Genomic DNA, 17,761 nt, shown 5'->3' with positions numbered 1-17,761 from the left:
CGTTCCCACGTATGCCGCCCGCCACACGTTGCGCCGGCGAACGCGCGAGCCGGGGACACTGCCAATCAACGAGGAGGGCTCGTGAGCCCCGAGACGAGGGTGGTCGCCGACCACCAAGAGCAGGGCACGTCCGAGCGCGAGGAACTGCGGCGGCGCCTGGCCGCGCTTCCCCCCGAACGCCGTGCGGCGCTGCGCCGGTCGCTGCTCGGCGGCCCGGAGAAGCGGACCTGGCCGCTGTCCACCGGACAGGAGCGGCTGTGGTTCCTGCAACGCTTCGACCCTGACGACTGCGCTTATCACATCACCTGGCCGGTACGGCTGCGCGGCCCCATCGACGAGACCGCTCTCGCCGCGGCGTTCACGGCGATCGCCGCCAGGCACGAGGTGCTGCGCACCCGCTTCGTCCTGGACGGCGACCTGCCCGCGCAGGTCGTGGACGAGCCGTGCGAGGTGCGGCTGGACCGCCTGGATCCCGTGCAGGTCGTGGACCAGCCCTGCGAGGTGTGGCCGGACCGCCTGGATCCCGTGCAGGTCGTGGACGAGCCCCGCCTGGATTCCGCTTCCTCCGATGTCGAGCAGGCGATCGCCGCCTACGCCGGGCGGCCGTTCGACCTCGCGGCGGCCCCCGCGTGGCGGGCGGGCCTGCTGCGCCTGGCCGCCGACGACGCCGTCCTGTGCATCGTGCTGCACCACATCGTGGTCGACCACTGGTCGCTCGACGTGCTCATGCGCGAGCTCGGCGAATGCTACCGCGCCCACCGGGAAGGCCGTCCGCCCCTGCTGGAGGACTTGCCCACGCAGTACCGCGACTTCGCCGTGACGGAGCGGCGGCGGGCCGAGGAGGACCGGGACCACCTGGACTACTGGGTCGAGCGGCTCGCCGGAGCGCCGCCGCTCGACCTGCCTCTCGACCACCCCCGCCCCGCCCGCTGGACCGGCCGCGGCGCGAAGGTCGGCGTGGCCGTGCCGGACGCGGCTGTCGCCCGCTTGGAACTCCTGGCGCGCGCCCACCGGGCGACCCTGTTCATGGCCCTGCTCGCCGCGTGGCAGGTCACTCTGGGGGCGGCCGCCGGGCAGGACGACTTCTGCGTGGGCGTGCCCGTGGCGGGCCGGGACCGGCCCGAGCTGGCCCCGCTGATCGGCTACTTCTCCACCACGCTCGTCGCGCGGGCCGACCTGTCGGGGGATCCGTCCTTCGGTGACCTGCTGCGGCGTACCCGGATCAGCACCCTGAAGGCCCTCGCCCACGCCGGAACCTCCTTGGATCGTATCCTCGGCGCGCTTCGGGTGCCCCGCGACCTGAGCCGTCCGCCGCTGTGCCAGGCGATGTTCAACCTCACCCACAACCTGCCCACCGGCGACCTGCTCCGTACCGAGCTGGGGGATCTGGCCGTGGAGGTGTATCCGCAGCTCGACCTGGGCCGAGCCCGAGTAGAGGTGTCCCTTGACGTGTACCGGGGGCCCGAGGGGGTCGGCGGCTGGTTGGAGTTCGCGACCGACCTGTTCGACGCCGCCACCGCGCACCGCCTGGCCGATACATTCGCCCGCGTGGTGACGCGGGCGGGCGGCGACCCGGATCTGCGGCTGTCCGAGCTGGGAGCCGCGGACCGGAAATTTCGGAGTTAGAAGTGTCTGACAGCCAAAGGAGGGTCATGCGGCTTCCGGTGGACTTCGCTTCCGACCGTTCGGGCACGGCGGAGCTCGCGTGGGGACAGCGGAGCATCTGGAGTGCCATCCACGATGTGGGGCCGGGCAGCGCGCACTATTTCAACGTGCCCCGGCTGCTCGCTGTCCCTCGCGCGGGCGGCCCGCGCCGTCCCGAGGCCGTGGCGGCCGCCCTGGCCGAGGTGGTGGGCCGGCACGACGCCTTGCGATCGGTGGTACGGCTCGGCGTGGCCGGGCCGTACCAGGAGGTGGCGGCGGCCGGGACCCTGTCGATCGAGATGGTCGAGGCGGCACGCGACGACGTGGACGATGTCGCGGCGGAACTTGTCGCCCGCCTGGCCGGACGATCCTTCGGCGACGGCGAGCAGTCGCTGCGCGCCGGATTCGTGGTCTGCGACGGCGCCGCCACCCACGTGGCGCTCGTGCTCAGTCATGTCGTCGCGGACCGGCGCGCGGCCGACGTCGTGGTGCGCGACCTGCGGATGCTGCTGCTGCGCGGGGTCATCGCGCGACCGCCGTCGTCGCAGTTGCTCGACCTGGTACGAGAGGAGGAGGCGGCATCGGCCGGTTCGGACCGGGCGGTCGCGCAGTGGGAGGCGCTTCTTCGGACCGTACCGTCCGCCGTGTTCCCGAGTGTGGTCGGGCCGGGCGCGACGCCGAGGTTCGCGCGGGCCGTGCTGTCGTCGCCCCGGCTCGACCACGCCGCGCATGTGCTCGCCCGCCGTGCCGGCGTCAGCACTGCCACGGTCCTGCTGGTGGCGGTCACCATGCTGCTGCGCGAGCTGACCGGGCACCAGGTGTGCGGGATCACCCCGATCGTGCACAACCGCTTCGACGGCCGGAGCCGGGACCTGGTCAGCAGCCTGAATCAGCTGGGACTGTTCACCCTGGGCCCGTGCGGAAGCCTTGCCGAGACCCTGGTGAGCGCGTATCCGGCGGTTCTCACGTCCTACCGGCGCGCCCGCTACAACCCGCTGGTCATGGACGCGATGATCGACCGGATGAGCGCCGATCGGGGCGTCTCCATCTTCCCGTCATGCTGCTTCAACGACCTGCGCCCTGGTGAGGACCCGGGCGGCGCCGACCATGCTGACGGGGAGTCCGAGCTGGAATGGCTGCCCGGCGCGGACCGTCGCAACTGCCCCTTCTGCATGGCCCTGATGCGCTGGAAGGGCACGCTCGGCGTGGAACTGAGCGCCGACACCACCCGCCTGCCCCAGAGCGAGATGGCTGCCCTGCTGCACCGGCTGGAGTCCTTCGTGGTCGAGTCGGCCCGCCGGGAATTCGCCACATGAGTCGAACGAGATCTTGAGAGATCATCGTCCGGAGTTAGAAGTGTCCGACAGCGGAAGGAGGGTCATGCGCCTTTCGGTGGACTTCGCTTCCGACCGTTCCGGTAGGGCGGAGCTCGCGTGGGGACAGCGGGACATCTGGGGGGCCATCCACGATGTGGGGCCGGGCAGCGCGCACTATTTCAACGTGCCCCGGCTGCTCGCTGTCCCTCGCGCAGGGGGCCCGCGCCGTCCCGGAGCCGTGGCGGCCGCCCTGGCCGAGGTGGTGGGCCGGCACGACGCCTTGCGATCGGTGGTACGGCTCGGCGTGGCCGGGCCGTACCAGGAGGTGGCGGCGGCCGGGACCCTGTCGATCGAGATGGTCGAGGCGGCACGCGGCGACGTGGACGATGTCGCGGCGGAACTTGTCGCCCGCCTGGCCGGACGATCCTTCGGCGACGGCGAGCAGTCGCTGCGCGCCGGATTCGTGGTCTGCGACGGCGCCGTCATTCACGTGGCGCTCGTGCTCAGTCATGTCGTCGCGGATTGGCACGCGGCCGACGTCGTGGTGCGCGACCTGCGGATGCTGCTGCTCCGAGGAGTGATCGCGCGACCGCCGTCGTCGCAGTTGCTCGACCTGGTACGAGAGGAGGAGGCGGCATCGGCCGGTTCGGACCGGGCGGTCGCGCAGTGGGAGGCGCTTCTTCGGACCGTACCGTCCGCCGTGTTCCCGAGTGTGGTCGGGCCGGGCGCGACGCCGAGGTTCGCGCGGGCCGTGCTGTCGTCGCCCCGGCTCGACCACGCCGCGCATGTGCTCGCCCGCCGTGCCGGCGTCAGCACTGCCACGGTCCTGCTGGTGGCGGTCACCATGCTGCTGCGCGAGCTGACCGGGCACCAGGTGTGCGGGATCACCCCGATCGTGCACAACCGCTTCGACGGCCGGAGCCGGGACCTGGTCAGCAGCCTGAATCAGCTGGGACTGTTCACCCTGGGCCCGTGCGGAAGCCTTGCCGAGACCCTGGTGAGCGCGTATCCGGCGGTTCTCACGTCCTACCGGCGCGCCCGCTACAACCCGCTGGTCATGGACGCGATGATCGACCGGATGAGCGCCGATCGGGGCGTCTCCATCTTCCCGTCATGCTGCTTCAACGACCTGCGCCCTGGTGAGGACCCGGGCGGCGCCGACCATGCTGACGGGGAGTCCGAGCTGGAATGGCTGCCCGGCGCGGACCGTCGCAACTGCCCCTTCTGCATGGCCCTGATGCGCTGGAAGGGCACGCTCGGCGTGGAACTGAGCGCCGACACCACCCGCCTGCCCCAGAGCGAGATGGCTGCCCTGCTGCACCGGCTGGAGTCCTTCGTGGTCGAGTCGGCCCGCCGGGAATTCGCCACATGAGTCGAACGAGATCTTGAGAGATCATCGTCCGGAGTTAGAAGTGTCCGACAGCGGAAGGAGGGTCATGCGCCTTTCGGTGGACTTCGCTTCCGACCGTTCCGGTAGGGCGGAGCTCGCGTGGGGACAGCGGGACATCTGGGGGGCCATCCACGATGTGGGGCCGGGCAGCGCGCACTATTTCAACGTGCCCCGGCTGCTCGCTGTCCCTCGCGCAGGGGGCCCGCGCCGTCCCGGAGCCGTGGCGGCCGCCCTGGCCGAGGTGGTGGGCCGGCACGACGCCCTGCGATCGGTGGTACGGCTCGGCGTGGCCGGACCATACCAGGAGGTGGCGGCGGACGGGACCCTGTCGATCGAGACGGTCGAGGCGGCACGCGGCGACGTGGACGATGTCGCGGCGGAACTTGTCGCCCGCCTGGCCGGACGATCCTTCGGCGACGGCGAGCAGCCGCTGCGCGCCGGATTCGTGGTCTGCGACGGCGCCGTCATTCACGTGGCGCTCGTGCTCAGTCATGTCGTCGCGGATTGGCGCGCGGCCGACGTCGTGGTGCGCGACCTGCGGATGCTGCTGCTCCGAGGAGTGATCGCGCGACCGCCGTCGTCGCAGTTGCTCGACCTGGTACGGGAGGAGGAGGCGGCATCGGCCCGTTCGGACCGGGCGGTCGCGCAGTGGGAGGCGCTTCTTCGGACCGTACCGTCCGCCATGTTCCCGAGTGTGGTCGGGCCGGGCGCGACGCCGAGGTTCGCGCGGGCCGTGCTGTCGTCGCCCCGGCTCGATCACGCCGCACATGTGCTCGCCCGCCGTGCCGGCGTCAGCACTGCCACGGTCCTGCTGGTGGCGGTCACCATGCTGCTGCGCGAGCTGACCGGGCACCAGGTGTGCGGGATCACCCCGATCGTGCACAACCGCTTCAACGACCGAACCCGGGACCTGGTCACCAGCCTGAACCAGCTGGGACTGTTCACCCTGGGCCCGTGCGGAAGCCTTGCCGAGACCCTGGTGAGCGCGTACCCGGCGGTCCTAGCGTCCTACCGGCGCGCCCGCTTCGACTCGCTGGCCCTGCATGCGATGGCCGACCGGATGAGCGCCGACCGGGGCGTCCCCATGTTGCCGTCGTGCTGCTTCAACGACCTGCGCCCCGGCGAGGACCCGGGCGGCGCCGACCTCGCGGAGGGGGAGTCCGAGCTGGAATGGCTGCCCGGAATGGACCAGCGCAGCTGCGACTTCTGCGTGGTCCTGATGCGCTGGAAGGGCACGCTCGGCGTGGAACTGAGCGCCGACACCACCCGCCTGCCCGAGAGCGAGATGGCCGCCCTGCTGCACCGGCTGGAGTCCTTCGTGGTCGGCTCGGCCCGCCGGGAATTCGCCACATGAGTCAAACGAGATCTTGACAGAACATCGTGGGCAGCAGGCCAGAGAGCGACGATCCGTCCCCTGAGCGGGCATCGACGACGTGGGCGGATTTCCCGCGATCGCAAGCCGACGCGATGCTGGCCTGCGACTTCATCGAGACCGGCAGCGCCCGTACATCCTGGCGGTCATCGAGCACGCCACCAGGCGCGTTTGAAGCGCTCCGGCTTCGTTACCCCGCCCTTCATACGGGGGCCCGGCCCTGACGGAGGGCTCCGACGAGCGCGCCTAGCGGTGTCCGCGTACTGCCCAGGCGCGAGCCGTGAGGGCGATCGATCCGTCCGGCCGGGCGGGCAGCCGTCGGCGCAGCATGTCTCGCAGATCGGCCTTGCGGTCTTCGGGGAGTGATCCGACGTAGCCGGGCGCCGGAGCCTGTCCGCCGAGGAACGGCGCCCAGTAGTCGTCGAAGTCCCGGAACACGGTCGGCACCTCGATTGCCTCGACGACCACGTCGGCCAAACCCGCGCCGGCCCACAGCTCGCGCAGCGGCTCCGGCCGGCATTGCGGGAACCGCCGCCCCTCGTCCAGCGCCGCGGCCGCGGGGTCGAGGGCGGTGGCGGCATCCCAGAAGTGCCGCAGCATCGCCATTCCCTCGGCGTAGTCCCACACATAGGCGGCGACTGTCGCGCCGGACGTCGCGACGCGCGTGAACTCCGCCATGGCACGTGCCGGCTCAGGCACGAAGTTGAGCACCAGTCCGCTGGTCACTACGTCGAACCGGCCATCCGGGAAGGGCAACGCCATGGCGTCGCCGGTCTCGAATCGCGTTCGCGGATCGGTGATCTGAGCGCGGGCGTACCCGATGAGACCATCAGAGGGGTCGACACCCGTCAGCTCGGCGGGGTGAGCGGCGGCCAGCACGGTGGCGGACAGCGCGCCGGTGCCGCAGCCCGCGTCCAGCCAGCGTCGTCCAGCCGGAACGGCGAGCCAGGACACGAAGGAGGCAGCGACACGGCGGCTCCAGCGGCCCATGAAAGAGTCGTAGGCGTCGCCGCGGGCCCACACCTCGTGCATCATGGCGCAAGAGTACGCCCGCCGCCGATGGGAGCGGCCTCAGTGGCGGCTGCGTTCGCCAAGGCCCGCGGGGGCTGTGCCCGGGTCCGCGCCTATGGTGTGTCTGCCCGGGTTCTGGTGTGTCTGGCGGCGTTTCGGCCGGAGTTGGCAACGACCACCCGATCAAGATGAGCATGTCGTGGTGCCGTTGGAAGGTCGGCCTGGGACCAAGGCAGCGAGATGGGACGTCACCATGAGTTCTCCGTCGCCGCCAACATGCCGGTTTACTTCTGCGACCCGGCCAGTCCCTGGCAACGCGGCTCCAACGAGAACACCAATGAGCTGCTGCGCCAGTACTCCCCAAGGGCACCGACCTGTCGGTTCACACAGGCGAGCAGCTCGACGCCGTCGCCGCCGAGCTGAACTCCCGACCTCGCAAGACGCTCGGCTGGGACACCCCCGTGAAGCGCCTCTCGGAGCTCTTGGCGGCCTGCGCCTGACCCGCCAGGAGGCGTTCCAGGCATGGGCACCCCAGAAAGGCATCATTCGCGCTGAGCCTGGCAACGGCGAACTCGGCGAAAAATCTTGGGGCTGCATGTCGAAAACGTGGCGGTCCGCCCGACGTGAAGTTATGAAGATTCTAGTGTGGATCGTTTCGGGGCTGGCCGCATTCATTTTTGTGTCAACGGGGCTGCCGAAGGTGACCGCCTCCGCGGCCGAGCTGACCGCGATGTACGAAAGCATTCCTGTGGTGCTGCTGAAGATCGCCGGGGTGGCGGAGATCCTCGGCGGGTTGGGGCTCATCGTCCCAGCGGCGACAAGGATCCTGCCGGTCCTGACTCCGATCGCGGCCGGTGGCCTGGTCCTGACCATGCTCGGGGCGATTATCACCAACATCGCCATCGGCGAATACGCCACGATCCTTATCTCGCTGCCGTATCTGGTGGCGGCGGCAGGAATTTTGTGGGCCCGCTCGACCCGGTACGCGATCGCGCCGCGAAAAAAGACCGCTGCACAGCCCCCCACCTCTTAGCAAAACCCACCCCCTGGGGCCGGCAACCCGGGCCCAGGGGTGGTCAATCCAGCACCCAGGTGAGGTCAGGGGACTGGCGCGCAACCTCTTGGCGCCGCGTTTGCCGACGCCGTGCCGCCTCCACCGGAAAAGCGCGATTCTATGGGCAGCACTGCTTGACTGACCTGGCAGGAGGCGGTCCTGCGGCATCGCCCTAAGACTCAGGCTCGACGCCCCACTGGTTGCGGGACGACATCGCAATTCTCCCCCGGACATTGCCGGGTCGGGGATCCGGGTCAGAAGTCGGAGTGGTGGTAGTCGGCGGCCTTAGCCTCCTCCTCCGGCCACGGCCGCCGCCAGCGCGCGCAGCCAGTCCGGCCGCAAGCGCAGCAGAACGAGCAGGATCAGGCCTGCGAGGTAGGCCAGCGCGACCAGCACCAGCTACAGCACCGAGAACAGCACCCACGACCGCCCTGGCAACGCGACGATCACCGCGACCAAGCCCAGCGCGGGAAGGCCGATGACGCACGCGGCCACCCACGCGCTCGCTCGTTGAATGACCTCATGCGTGGTGTGATGATCAGGTTCGTGGGTTGGTTCTCAGGGAGAGCAGAGGTTATCTTGGGTGACTTTAAGTAGTCAGCCATGTCAGGCAAGTAAGGTTGGCGCGTACTTGCCACACCAGTATTCAGGGGGCCTTCAGGCATGTCAGTCATGTCAGGTTCCGGGATGGGGCGGCGCGAGCCTGCCGTTGGCCAGCCGGGCGAGCTCCATGACGTCTCGTGGATGCCTGGCCACCAGATGGAAACGCGCGCAGGCGGTGTCCAGCACGCCCCAGGATGCGTGGATGGCTTGTGCTCCGGCCCGGCGGGCACACTCGAGGTCTACCTCGGCGTCGCCGACATAGATGGTGTCGGCGATGATCACCTCGAGGAGGCGGCAGACGCGTTCCAGCCCCTCGGGTGCGGGTTTGGGTTCGCCGACCTCGTCACCGCACACAATCACCGGCAACAGCCCGGCCAGGCCCGCCGCGGTCAGCGTGAGCGTAGCGGCGCGCCGCGTGGCGCCGGTGAAGATGCCGAGCGGATGGCCGGCTCGGCTGAGATGGCCGAGCATGTCGGCCACGCCGGGGAAGGGGCGGATGTTCGCGGCCACGACAGCCAGGTGGCTGTAGAAAACCTCCAGGTCCTCGGCAGAGGCCGGTCGGCCGAGGAAGTGGGCCAGCACTATCGGGGTCGCCCCGAGGTGCCAGGCGGCGACTACGTCTTCCGGCGAGAGATCGGGGCCGCCGAGGGCGCGGATCGTGTCGGCATACGTGGTGGGGACCGACCTCATGGTGTCGATCAGGGTGCCGTCGAGGTCGAACACGACGGCGGCCGCGCGCATAGGCGATGCTCCGGTCACGGGCGGTTTCCGTCCCGGTTGAGCGGACGGCGGTCGCCGCGCGTCGTGGGGGCGCTGACGACCAGAAAGCGCAGCTCTCCCGCTGAGGCGTTGTTCATCTGATGCGGTGTGCCCGGTGCGATCTCAATACCGGCGCCGCCCGGAAGGCTCACGTCCCCGTCAGGAGTACGCATGGTCGCCTCGCCGTCCAGAACGTAGAAGAACTGGCGAGCGCGGTCGTGCACGTGCCACTCCTCGGCGGTGCCGGACGGCATCCGCTCCTCGATCACCGACAGCCCCGGCGTGTCGACGAGCCGCCAGCCGGCGCAGCCGTCGCCCCACGAGTAGCCCGGCACGTCTGCCGCCGTGACAGCGGCACCGGAGTATTCCGGTCTACTGGGAGGTGCGGTGATATGGCGCAGGAGCGCGGTGTAGTCCAGTGCGCCGTGCCCGTCGCTGTCGGCGTCGGTCAGCCAACTTTGTACGGCGCGGGCCAACCGGACGTCCGAGCCCGCCGCGTCGGCCGCCGAGACGACGAGGTCGGAGTCCTTGCGGGCAAGTGCCAGGGCGAAGCGCGGTGCGAAGACGCCAGACTCGATCGCCGACCGCCGCCGGGCCGCCTGGGCGGCGAGCGGAGTGTGGTCGAGGAGGCGCCAGGTGATCTCGCGGGGCAGGCCCAGGCCGTCGGCGACCGCCAGTGTCTCGCCGAGCAGCCCGACCGTGCCCAGCAGGGCGAAGTTGGCGACCAGCTTGGCTGCGGCACCGGTGCCCGCAGGGCCGAGATGGACGAGCTCGCCCAGGGCCGACAGCGGCTGCCGTAGCCGGGCGACGGCCTCAGCGGGCCCGCCGGCGAGCAGCGTCAGGGCACCGGCTTCGGCCTCGGCCAGGCTTCCCAGCACAGGCACGTCCAGCAGTATCACCGCCGGTGGCAGCGCGGCCCCCAGACGGGCAAGTGCGAACGGCCCCACCGTGGACATGTCCACCACGGTGACACCCGCCCGGACGCCTGAGGCGACACCGTCGGGCCCCTCGGTTACCGCCTGAAGGGCATCGGGGCCGGCCGTCATCAGGAAGACGACCTCGGCGTGCCGTACGGCATCCGCCGGGGTGGCGGCCACCCGGGCACCGGCGGCGGCCAGGGCGTCGGCGCGCGCGGGCATGCGGTTCCACACCGTCAGCTCGAGACCGGTGTCAAGGAGCCGGTGCGCCATGCGGGCGCCCATCGCGCCCAGGCCGATCCAGGCGACGGTGGTCATCGCCCGATCTCCGGGTGTGCTCGGAGCCAGGCCAGGACCTGGCCGGCGTGCTGGTCCGGCGGGAAGACGGGGTAGAAGACGTGCTCGATCACACCGTCGTGCACGATCATGGTCAGGCGGCGGTATAGGGACAGGCCGCCGGCCTCGAACGTCGGCAGTTCCAGCGCGTCGCGTACCGCGAAGTCGGGGTCGGACAGCATGCGGAACGGCAGGCGCAGCCGTTCGACCACCTCTCGCTGGTACGCGCTGGACTGCGACGACAGCCCGAACACCCTGGCCGCTCCGGCCTCGCGCAACTCCTCGTGGTGGTCGCGGAAACCGCACGCCTCGGGCGTGCAGCCGCGCGCTCCCGGGATGGTGTCCCAGCCGTCCGGCAGGTCCACTCCCGGCCTGCCGGTCAGCGGGTAGAGGTACAGCACCGTCCGCCCGGGGCCCAGCGCGGCCAGGCCGGCCGTCGTGCCATCGGTGGCCAGCAGCGCGATCGCGGGCAGTGGCCGTCCCACCAGATGCGCGGCGGCGCCGTCATCCTGGGGGTGCATCAGGGTGGTCGTGCTCACTGGGGCGGTCTGCGGGGTCGGTATCGCGCGGCCGGCGGCGGCCTCCAGGTGGGCGGCCAGCGCGTCGCGTCGCCGTATCAGCCGCTCGATCCGCTGCGACATCTGGTCGACGGCATGACGGTAGGCTGCCAGCGACGCCGGGCATTCATCACCGGAGGCGTGTCCGCTGGCCAGGCACTCCACGAACGGCCTGGTCTCCTCCACCGACAGCCCCAGGCTCGTCAGCTCCTTGATCTCCTCCACCTGGCGGACCGCCACCGGATCGTAGTGCCGGTAGCCGTTGGGCAACCGTTGCGGCACCACCAGCCCGGCCTTCTCGTAATATCGCAAGGCCCGTACGGTCACGTTGGTTCGGCGGGCCAGCTCTCCCACAAGCACGCACTCACGGTAAACCCATACCCAAAGGTACAGGTCAACCGATTCATGGCCCCGGGCGGTGCCCGCTGCTCGACCGCTCCCAATAGCCAGGTACCGCCCTGTGTGTCACCGTGCGCGAGTGATCCAAGTGCAGCCGGATGCTTCCTTATCGCAGGGAAAGCCCGGCCGGCGAATTGCCTTGGCCGGCGTGGCCGGCATCATCCTTCCTGTTGCTCTCCTGGCGTGGGGGGCCTAGATGACCAGGCTCTTTCCCAACTCCTCGCAATGCGGCGAATACACCGGATGTCTCGGCTATCTTGTCCAGGCGTGGGAGGTCGGGCGTTGGGTTGCGATCGTGCTTGCCTGGCCGCTGCTGCATCTCCTACGAGTACGGCCCTCCTGGCCCGTGGCAATCCTCGCGGCCCTCTTCCTGACAGCCATCTGGCAGGTCGCCGAAGCGTTGCTGCTCGTATCGCTTGCCGAGGCCTTCGCCCTCATCATCTTCAGCGGAGTGATCGCGTATCCGGCTGCGGCCTGGCTGACCATGCCGCGCATCCCCCCGAAACTGCTCATCCTGGCTGTTGCTTCGTTCCTCGCGCTCTACGCTTGCGCCTTCCTGCTCACCGACTGACTCCAGGACCGAGCGGTGAGCTCAGCAGCAACGCTGCACCGCAGCCCGCAGGCCGCCTTCCAGCGCAGGTCGCACCGCAACGCCTGGACGGCGTCCGCATCCGACAGCCCGTGCAGTGTCTGCAGCACCACCGCAGCCGCCAGGACCTGCGGCGGCAGGCTCGGCCGCCCGTTGGCAGAGGGGTACATGTCCGCGAACATCCGCGCCGGAGACAGCGCCTGGCGCTGCTCGGCTAAGAATGCGAACACACTGCCAGCGGGAATCAGCTCCCGGCAGGTCTGCCATACGTCCGGCAACGAGTTCTCCAGCCCACTCACCCTGCACATCAACCACTGTGGCCCATCCCATGAAGAACGAGGCCAGAACCAAGATCTTCAGTGATCTTCTAGGACAGGAAACGGCCGGCCGATCAAGGTATGTGTCCGGAATCGCTCAGCTCAGCGAGGTTATAGGGCGCATGTCGGCAGTGCCGGATTGTCGCGGGTGCGTATACCGGACAGCCATGCGTGGCCGCGGGGTACGTCGTTCAGCTGGACTCGGTACCAGCGGGTGCTTTTGGTGCCGATTTCGTCGGTGACCTCGTCACCGTCGTAGAGGACGCAGTCGGCGTTCAACGTGTCGTCATGCCACACTCGGTGGCTCACCACATTCTGGGCGTCATAGTTCAGCCGTGGGTTGATCGCCAGGCCGATGCTGCAGCCTGGGACTCTGTCGCTGCGGTTCCTGCAGCGTTCCTCGATGTTGAAGACCCGCATGCGGGCGGTGGCGCCGGAGCCCGAGACCACGGACGTGTCCGGTCCGTCAATGAAATTCAGCGAGGCGATCACGATTGCGGCTATCGCTGTCAGGACAGTGACCGTCGCGGTCGCGAGCGCTAGTCGGCGACGGCGGTGCGGGTGTTGTGGTGGTACGGGTGTGTCCGCGGACGATGCTGGTGATGTTGCGAGGTGCTCATTGTCGGTGACGTTCGTTGGTATTTCGTCGGGCGCGGTTAATGATGATCGTGACGCATCGGCGAGTGCCCACAATCGATGGAGTTCCCGCAGTTCCTCGTTATTCGCGCCACATGCCTTCGCGAATGTGTGAACCACGCCGTAGCCGGATGGAATCTTGGTTCCTGAGCAGTAGCGGTGAAGGCTTGAACTGCTGATTCCGGTGCGCCTGGCCAGCTCTTCGAAGCTGATCTCGGCGCGATCTTTGAGTGCTCTTATCCGGGCGGCGAACCGCTCGGTTTCCTTTGATCGCATCACGTGACCCCCGTACGACCATGCGACCCTGCGTATCAGCTCCGTTTCCGGCGTCCCACCCACATCCCAGCCGGTCGGCGAAGACCGCAGGTAGCAGCCGAAAACCCATCCCACCATCCCATCTCGACGCGCTTTCTTGCAAGGCGCCTTCCGCAGTCGCGAAGGTGGCTGTTGCAGGGAACGGCCGATGCCGAGGACGGGTCCCTGTGACTGGAGAAGAATCCCGCGACTTGGGGAGTCGAAGGTGGAGGAGGATTTTCAATCGAAAAGGCGAATGATTTCGTACGTTCGATAAAAAGGAAATTCGCCAGCGACGATGCTGGACGTCCGTAAGCCAGTAAGAAAGAGGTGCGCTCAATGCGCGGTACAGCGATCAAGGCGAGACGACAGCCTTTGAGAGGGGTACTGGCGTCGGTGACAGCGGTTGCCGCCCTCTTCTCGGTTCTTTCGGCCGGAGCGTATCCGGCGGCGGCGCAGCCGGCCGAGCGGAACCAGGCAGTCCGCACCCCGCACGTCCAACCTATTAGAGGGGGGGAGGTAAAGCACGCGGATTTCCCTCACACCCGTTCGGGTCTCATACGTGCGGGGAAATGGGTTCACCGGCGTGGCAACTGCGGTGATTCGTTCTGCACCATCCAATACTATCCGCCCAGGAATACGTATCGGGCATACAAGATGTTCAGGTGCGGCACGTTCAGACTCCACGATTTCGTGGGGAGCTACCACACGCACAATCACGGATCGTTGTGGGTGCACCTCCTCGACAGGAATCAGAAGGTAGATCGCCGCATCGCGCCCGGAAGCAGGCCCGTTGTCAAGTGGCGTCCGGTCTTCTTCGTGAAGACATGTAACAAGTCCTGATCGGTGGACGTGGTGTGTGGCCGATGCGGCGGTGGCATCGGCCACACAGCGCGTAGTCGTACGCGGCATCCCAGTAGCGCTGCTCGAACTGCTTGCCGGTCGCCACGGCCAGGTCGACGAGCAGGTGGTCGACGCTGGGGCACCACAACAGGACCCGACGGCGACGAGCCTCGGCGGCCACGCCGCACACACCTCAACGCACCGGATCTCCGGCTCCGCTGAGGCCGGGATTTCCCGAGGACGGCTCTCGCCCAGAGTAACGCCCATCGTCAGGGGATGACTTCCAGTGACGTCAACGGCATGGGGACTGCGGCGGCCATCGCGCGGTGGCCCACGCGGTGACGGTTGGCCCGCAGCACCACTCGAAGACAGCGTCGAAGCGGCCGTGGTGGTACAGGTTGATACAGCCGTGCGTCTCGGCCGTGCGATTGATGATCGCGACCGGCCTGAGCAGCCGACTCATCAGCAGGTCCCGCTCGGCTGTCGAATCAGTGTTGTGGCGACATCGGTGGTCGATATCCCCTCGGTCCGCAGCGTGCCGTCGAACAGCAGTTAGCTGCCGATCCCGGGCGTCGGCCCGGTCAAGGTGAGCGACGACGGATACCTGACGGCGGCGGTCGCGGAGGCGCTGCTCCACCGGAAGTCCCCATTGCCGTTCCAAAGCACCGTGAATCTGACCTGCCCGCCGACGGGCGGCCGGTTCGTGACGGTGAACGTGCCGTCCGCCGCGGTCGACACGCCGGCCGGCTCCGCGGGTGCCGTCCCGGCAGGCGGCGAGTCACCGCGAGTGGCTGCGCGCCTGGGTCCGACCCGTCGGCGAACGCGAGTGGCGTGGAGGGTTTGGAGGCCGAGGGCGACGTGTGTGGAGTCCTCGGTGACGAGGGTGCGGTGGGCGTCGCGGTGGTTCCAGTGGCGGGTCAGGACGCCGGGCAACCTTCGAGCGCCATGTGTTCTTGACTGTCCCGATCACCGATCACCTACTCGAAGAGGGACGGGTCCCCGGTGCCTCTGCGAAGGATCTCGGGCTCGTTCTGCGAGAAGTCGATGACCGTCGTCGGTTCGTCACCGCACTCGCCGGAGTCGATCACAGCGTCCACGACGTGGTCCAGTCTTTCCTTAATCTCCCAGCCCTGCGTCATCGGCTCGGTCTCATCGGGCAGCAGCAGGGTGCTGGACAGCAGCGGTTCGCCGAGTTCGGTCAGCAACGCCTGCGTGACGACGTGATCGGGTATCCGAACACCGACCGTCTTCTTCCTGGGATGCAGCAACCGCCGCGGCACCTCCTTCGTCGCAGGCAGGATGAACGTGTAGCCGCCGGGAGTCGCCGCCTTGAGCGAGCGGAACAGCGCATTGTTCACGTGTACGAACTGGCCGAACTGGGCAAAGTCCTTACAAACTAAGGTGAAGTGATGGTCGTCGCCGAGATGCCGGATCTCCCTGATCCGGTCGATGCCCTCCTTGTTGCCCAGCCGGCACCCTAACGCGTAGCACGAGTCCGTCGGGTACGCGATCAGCCCGTCCGCGTGAAGGAGATCGACCGCTTGACGGATCATCCGAGGTTGCGGGTTGTCCGGATGTACGTCGAAGTACTTTGCCATGCATGGGAGCTTAGAAGCGAATAATCCAGCGCATGACACGGGCGTGACACGATGGCCTTGACTGTCTACATCTACGGCCTGCCGCCGCGGAGCAAGCTGAGCTCCTCGCCGGTCGCGACGTCGGCGCGCAACCACACTGGATCTTCACGCCTCACGGCGTCTCCCGGGCACCGGCGATCACACTTATCAGCGCCTGCTCGGCCCGCCACCGACCCTCCAAAAGCCAGTCCGGGAAGTACGAACCCGACCGCAGCTTCGGAATCGCCAGCTGAACCGTCCCCGCCCGGGTGTCCCAATCGCGCTTGCGGGAGCTGGTCCGCTCGTCGCTGCGGTCGCCATAGCCGGCGCCGCACAGACTGTCGGCCTCAAATCGCGTGCGAGCCCGGAAGACAAGGCATCCGTCACACCCACAGAACGGTGACCTGGCGGCCGGACGGCGTGGTCGCCTGCTCGAAAGCGCCTCGTTCCTTCCATGGCGGGGCTTCGGGTCGCCGGTCGAAGATCACCAGCGCGCCGGTGGTGAGGGAGAGGCGGTCCAGGTACCGGTCGAGTTGCGCGAGGCCGTCGGGTATCGGGTCGTTCTCGCCTGCTCGCCAGACCTTCAGCTCCATGGCCTCGCGCTGCGTGAGCCGTTCGCCTTCGGGGCCGGCATAGGGCCAGCGGACCAGTACGTCCAGGCGTTTGGTGCCGGCGGCGTACTCCCGGTCGAGCTGGCCTCCGCCGTTGACCAGCCGGTGCAGGAATGCCATGAGGATGATCTGGCAGGCGGCCTCGTGGTAGCCCTCCTGCCGGATGAGCACCTCGCCGTGCTCGCGCCAGAACACGACGAACTCCTCCAGCAGGCGCGGCAAGTCGAAACGACCGTCCGGCAGCACGAAGCTGTGCGGATCGGCCTTTACGAACCGCTCCGTGCGATCGCCCAGGACCCGTAGCAGGACCTCTCGATAGATCGGGTTGGCGATCTCCAGATCCCTGGTTCCCCGGATGAGGCCCAGATCGTGAACGTAGGAGACGTCATCGTCGAAAGCAGTGTCCGTGTCTGGCCACGTTCCCGCCAGGATCGGTTCGATCACCCGTTCCACCCGTGGTTCGCGCAGCCGCGCCACGAGGGCATCCAGGTGGGTGGCCCGCTTCCGGATCAACCGTTCCTTGGCCTCCTCCACCTGCCCGGCGGTGATGGTAGCGGTCACCCCTATCTGGAGGATGATCTCATAGGCGAGGGCGTTGACCAACCATGGTTGTCCCTGTGTGAGTTCGAAGACGCGCTCCACGGCGTCCTTGGTGAACTCCTGGCCGGTCGCCTGGGTGTGCTGGTCGTACAGCTCGGCGATTTCGTCGGCGGTGAAGTCGCCCAGGCGCAGCGACTCGGTGACGATGTTGAACGGGCTGGCCGGGTTGGACCGGCCGGGTTCGCCGCCCGAGGCGACCTTGTAGTCGCGCACGTCGCGCAATCCGCACAGCACCACGGACGTGGGGAACGGCTGGCCCCCCGGCCGCGCGTTGTGACCGTCGCGGAGCTGGCTGAGGATGCTGACCATGCTGTTGCCCTGCAGGGCGTCGATCTCGTCGAGAAACAGCACCACCCGGCGCGGGCAGCGGTGGCACCACTCGGTCAGTGCCGAACCGAACCGGGTGCCCGCAGGGGCCTGCGGCCAGGGATCCGGCGGCAGCAACTCCTCTGACCATCCCGCCCACTCGGCGGCCTGGCGGAGGGACTTCAGCAGGATCTCCTCCGCGGCGGCGTAGTCGTCACCGGCCGACTTGGCACGCTCGCAGGAGAACATCAGGGCGGCGGTGTCGCCTTCGGCGGTCAGCTCGGAGGCCAGGGTGCGTAGCGCGGTCGTCTTGCCGGTCTGCCGGGGCGCGTGCAGCACGAAATAGCGGTCCATCTCGATGAGCACCCGCGCCTGCGGGAGCCGCTGCGTGGGGGGCAGCATGTAGTGATGCTGGGGGCCGCATGGGCCGGTGGTGTTGAAGTATCTCGCTCGGGGTGGCCGCATGGTCACAGTCTGCCATCTCCCTGCTCCGAGCGCCTGGGACAAGCCGTCTCGGACGTCGACGACTCGTTCATGAAGCCTGCCGTTCCTCGCAGACGAACCAGAGGACTTTGCCGTCCGGCGCAGGAT

The 17,761-nt window shown here is 68.5% G+C and carries 16 protein-coding genes and 2 pseudogenes; 7 read left to right on the top strand and 11 right to left on the bottom strand.

From position 1 onward, the window contains the following. Positions 1 to 81: 81 nt before the first annotated feature. The 4 genes from ACTWPT_RS45255 to ACTWPT_RS45240 all read left to right on the top strand — a co-directional run bounded on the left by ACTWPT_RS45255 (position 82) and on the right by ACTWPT_RS45240 (position 5,704). Complete coding sequence (locus tag ACTWPT_RS45255) at positions 82 to 1,626, top strand: condensation domain-containing protein (protein ID WP_443183727.1); 1,545 nt, start codon at positions 82 to 84, stop codon at positions 1,624 to 1,626. A gap of 26 nt (positions 1,627 to 1,652) precedes the next feature. Beyond that, positions 1,653 to 2,960: a condensation domain-containing protein gene (locus tag ACTWPT_RS45250; RefSeq protein WP_443183726.1), complete on the top strand. Its 1,308-nt coding sequence runs from the start codon at positions 1,653 to 1,655 to the stop codon at positions 2,958 to 2,960. A gap of 64 nt (positions 2,961 to 3,024) precedes the next feature. After that, positions 3,025 to 4,332, top strand: coding sequence for a condensation domain-containing protein (locus ACTWPT_RS45245; protein ID WP_443183725.1), 1,308 nt, complete (start codon positions 3,025 to 3,027; stop codon positions 4,330 to 4,332). Between the two features lie 64 nt (positions 4,333 to 4,396). Continuing rightward, positions 4,397 to 5,704 (top strand): condensation domain-containing protein, encoded by a 1,308-nt coding sequence (locus ACTWPT_RS45240; RefSeq protein ID WP_443183724.1) that lies wholly within the window; start codon positions 4,397 to 4,399, stop codon positions 5,702 to 5,704. A gap of 264 nt (positions 5,705 to 5,968) precedes the next feature. On the opposite strand, the gene ACTWPT_RS45235 is transcribed toward ACTWPT_RS45240, so the two are convergent. Then, positions 5,969 to 6,757, bottom strand: a complete 789-nt coding sequence (locus ACTWPT_RS45235; RefSeq protein ID WP_443183723.1) for a class I SAM-dependent methyltransferase — start codon at positions 6,755 to 6,757, stop codon at positions 5,969 to 5,971. Between the two features lie 198 nt (positions 6,758 to 6,955). On the opposite strand from ACTWPT_RS45235, the pseudogene ACTWPT_RS45230 reads away from it, so the two are divergent. Together ACTWPT_RS45230 and ACTWPT_RS45225 are read left to right on the top strand one after the other, a co-directional pair. Beyond that, positions 6,956 to 7,233 (top strand): annotated as a pseudogene (locus tag ACTWPT_RS45230) (IS30 family transposase); the annotation flags it as partial. A gap of 131 nt (positions 7,234 to 7,364) precedes the next feature. Then, complete coding sequence (locus ACTWPT_RS45225; RefSeq protein ID WP_443183722.1) at positions 7,365 to 7,766, top strand: DoxX family protein; 402 nt, start codon at positions 7,365 to 7,367, stop codon at positions 7,764 to 7,766. 696 nt (positions 7,767 to 8,462) lie between these two features. On the opposite strand, the gene ACTWPT_RS45220 is transcribed toward ACTWPT_RS45225, so the two are convergent. The 3 genes from ACTWPT_RS45220 to ACTWPT_RS45210 are packed head-to-tail and all read right to left on the bottom strand — an operon-like array spanning position 8,463 to position 11,319. After that, positions 8,463 to 9,149, bottom strand: a complete 687-nt coding sequence (locus ACTWPT_RS45220; RefSeq protein ID WP_443183721.1) for an HAD family hydrolase — start codon at positions 9,147 to 9,149, stop codon at positions 8,463 to 8,465. Then, positions 9,146 to 10,384: an NAD(P)-binding domain-containing protein gene (locus ACTWPT_RS45215; protein WP_443183720.1), complete on the bottom strand. Its 1,239-nt coding sequence runs from the start codon at positions 10,382 to 10,384 to the stop codon at positions 9,146 to 9,148. Before ACTWPT_RS45215 ends, ACTWPT_RS45220 begins: the two co-directional genes overlap by 4 nt. Further along, on the bottom strand, positions 10,381 to 11,319 hold the full coding sequence (locus ACTWPT_RS45210; RefSeq protein WP_443183719.1) for a MerR family transcriptional regulator: 939 nt from the start codon (positions 11,317 to 11,319) through the stop codon (positions 10,381 to 10,383). Before ACTWPT_RS45210 ends, ACTWPT_RS45215 begins: the two co-directional genes overlap by 4 nt. Before the next feature lie 235 nt (positions 11,320 to 11,554). On the opposite strand from ACTWPT_RS45210, the gene ACTWPT_RS45205 reads away from it, so the two are divergent. Then, the gene (locus tag ACTWPT_RS45205; RefSeq protein ID WP_443183718.1) at positions 11,555 to 11,929 is read left to right on the top strand and encodes a hypothetical protein; all 375 of its coding nucleotides are present in this window, start codon (positions 11,555 to 11,557) and stop codon (positions 11,927 to 11,929) included. Here ACTWPT_RS45205 and ACTWPT_RS45200 read toward each other — a convergent pair. The 7 genes and pseudogenes from ACTWPT_RS45200 to ACTWPT_RS45170 form a co-directional block, all read right to left on the bottom strand. Beyond that, positions 11,899 to 12,177 carry a transposase gene (locus ACTWPT_RS45200; RefSeq protein WP_443183717.1) on the bottom strand — a complete coding sequence of 93 codons (279 nt, stop codon included), beginning with the start codon at positions 12,175 to 12,177 and terminating at the stop codon, positions 11,899 to 11,901. The two genes, ACTWPT_RS45205 and ACTWPT_RS45200, sit on opposite strands and share 31 nt — an antisense overlap. Positions 12,178 to 12,375: 198 nt before the next feature. Continuing rightward, positions 12,376 to 13,176, bottom strand: coding sequence for a helix-turn-helix domain-containing protein (locus tag ACTWPT_RS45195; RefSeq protein WP_443183772.1), 801 nt, complete (start codon positions 13,174 to 13,176; stop codon positions 12,376 to 12,378). Positions 13,177 to 13,990: 814 nt separating this feature from the next. Beyond that, positions 13,991 to 14,218: a hypothetical protein gene (locus tag ACTWPT_RS45190; RefSeq protein WP_443183716.1), complete on the bottom strand. Its 228-nt coding sequence runs from the start codon at positions 14,216 to 14,218 to the stop codon at positions 13,991 to 13,993. A gap of 371 nt (positions 14,219 to 14,589) precedes the next feature. Then, positions 14,590 to 14,775, bottom strand: coding sequence for a hypothetical protein (locus ACTWPT_RS45185; protein WP_443183715.1), 186 nt, complete (start codon positions 14,773 to 14,775; stop codon positions 14,590 to 14,592). 239 nt (positions 14,776 to 15,014) lie between these two features. After that, positions 15,015 to 15,635 carry an L-threonylcarbamoyladenylate synthase gene (locus tag ACTWPT_RS45180; protein WP_443183714.1) on the bottom strand — a complete coding sequence of 207 codons (621 nt, stop codon included), beginning with the start codon at positions 15,633 to 15,635 and terminating at the stop codon, positions 15,015 to 15,017. A gap of 172 nt (positions 15,636 to 15,807) precedes the next feature. Beyond that, positions 15,808 to 16,002 (bottom strand): annotated as a pseudogene (locus tag ACTWPT_RS45175) (transposase); the annotation flags it as partial. A 34-nt stretch (positions 16,003 to 16,036) separates the two neighbouring features. Continuing rightward, a complete protein-coding gene (locus tag ACTWPT_RS45170; protein ID WP_443183713.1) occupies positions 16,037 to 17,572 on the bottom strand; it encodes an AAA family ATPase in 1,536 nt (511 codons plus the stop codon). Between the last annotated feature and the right edge of the window lie 189 nt (positions 17,573 to 17,761).

Origin of the sequence: Nonomuraea sp. 3N208 (genome assembly GCF_052245935.1) — a bacterium.
Taxonomy (GTDB): Bacteria; Actinomycetota; Actinomycetes; order Streptosporangiales; family Streptosporangiaceae; genus Nonomuraea.
Note: the sequence above shows the minus strand (reverse complement) of the source record. Positions and strands in the feature narration are given on the sequence as shown.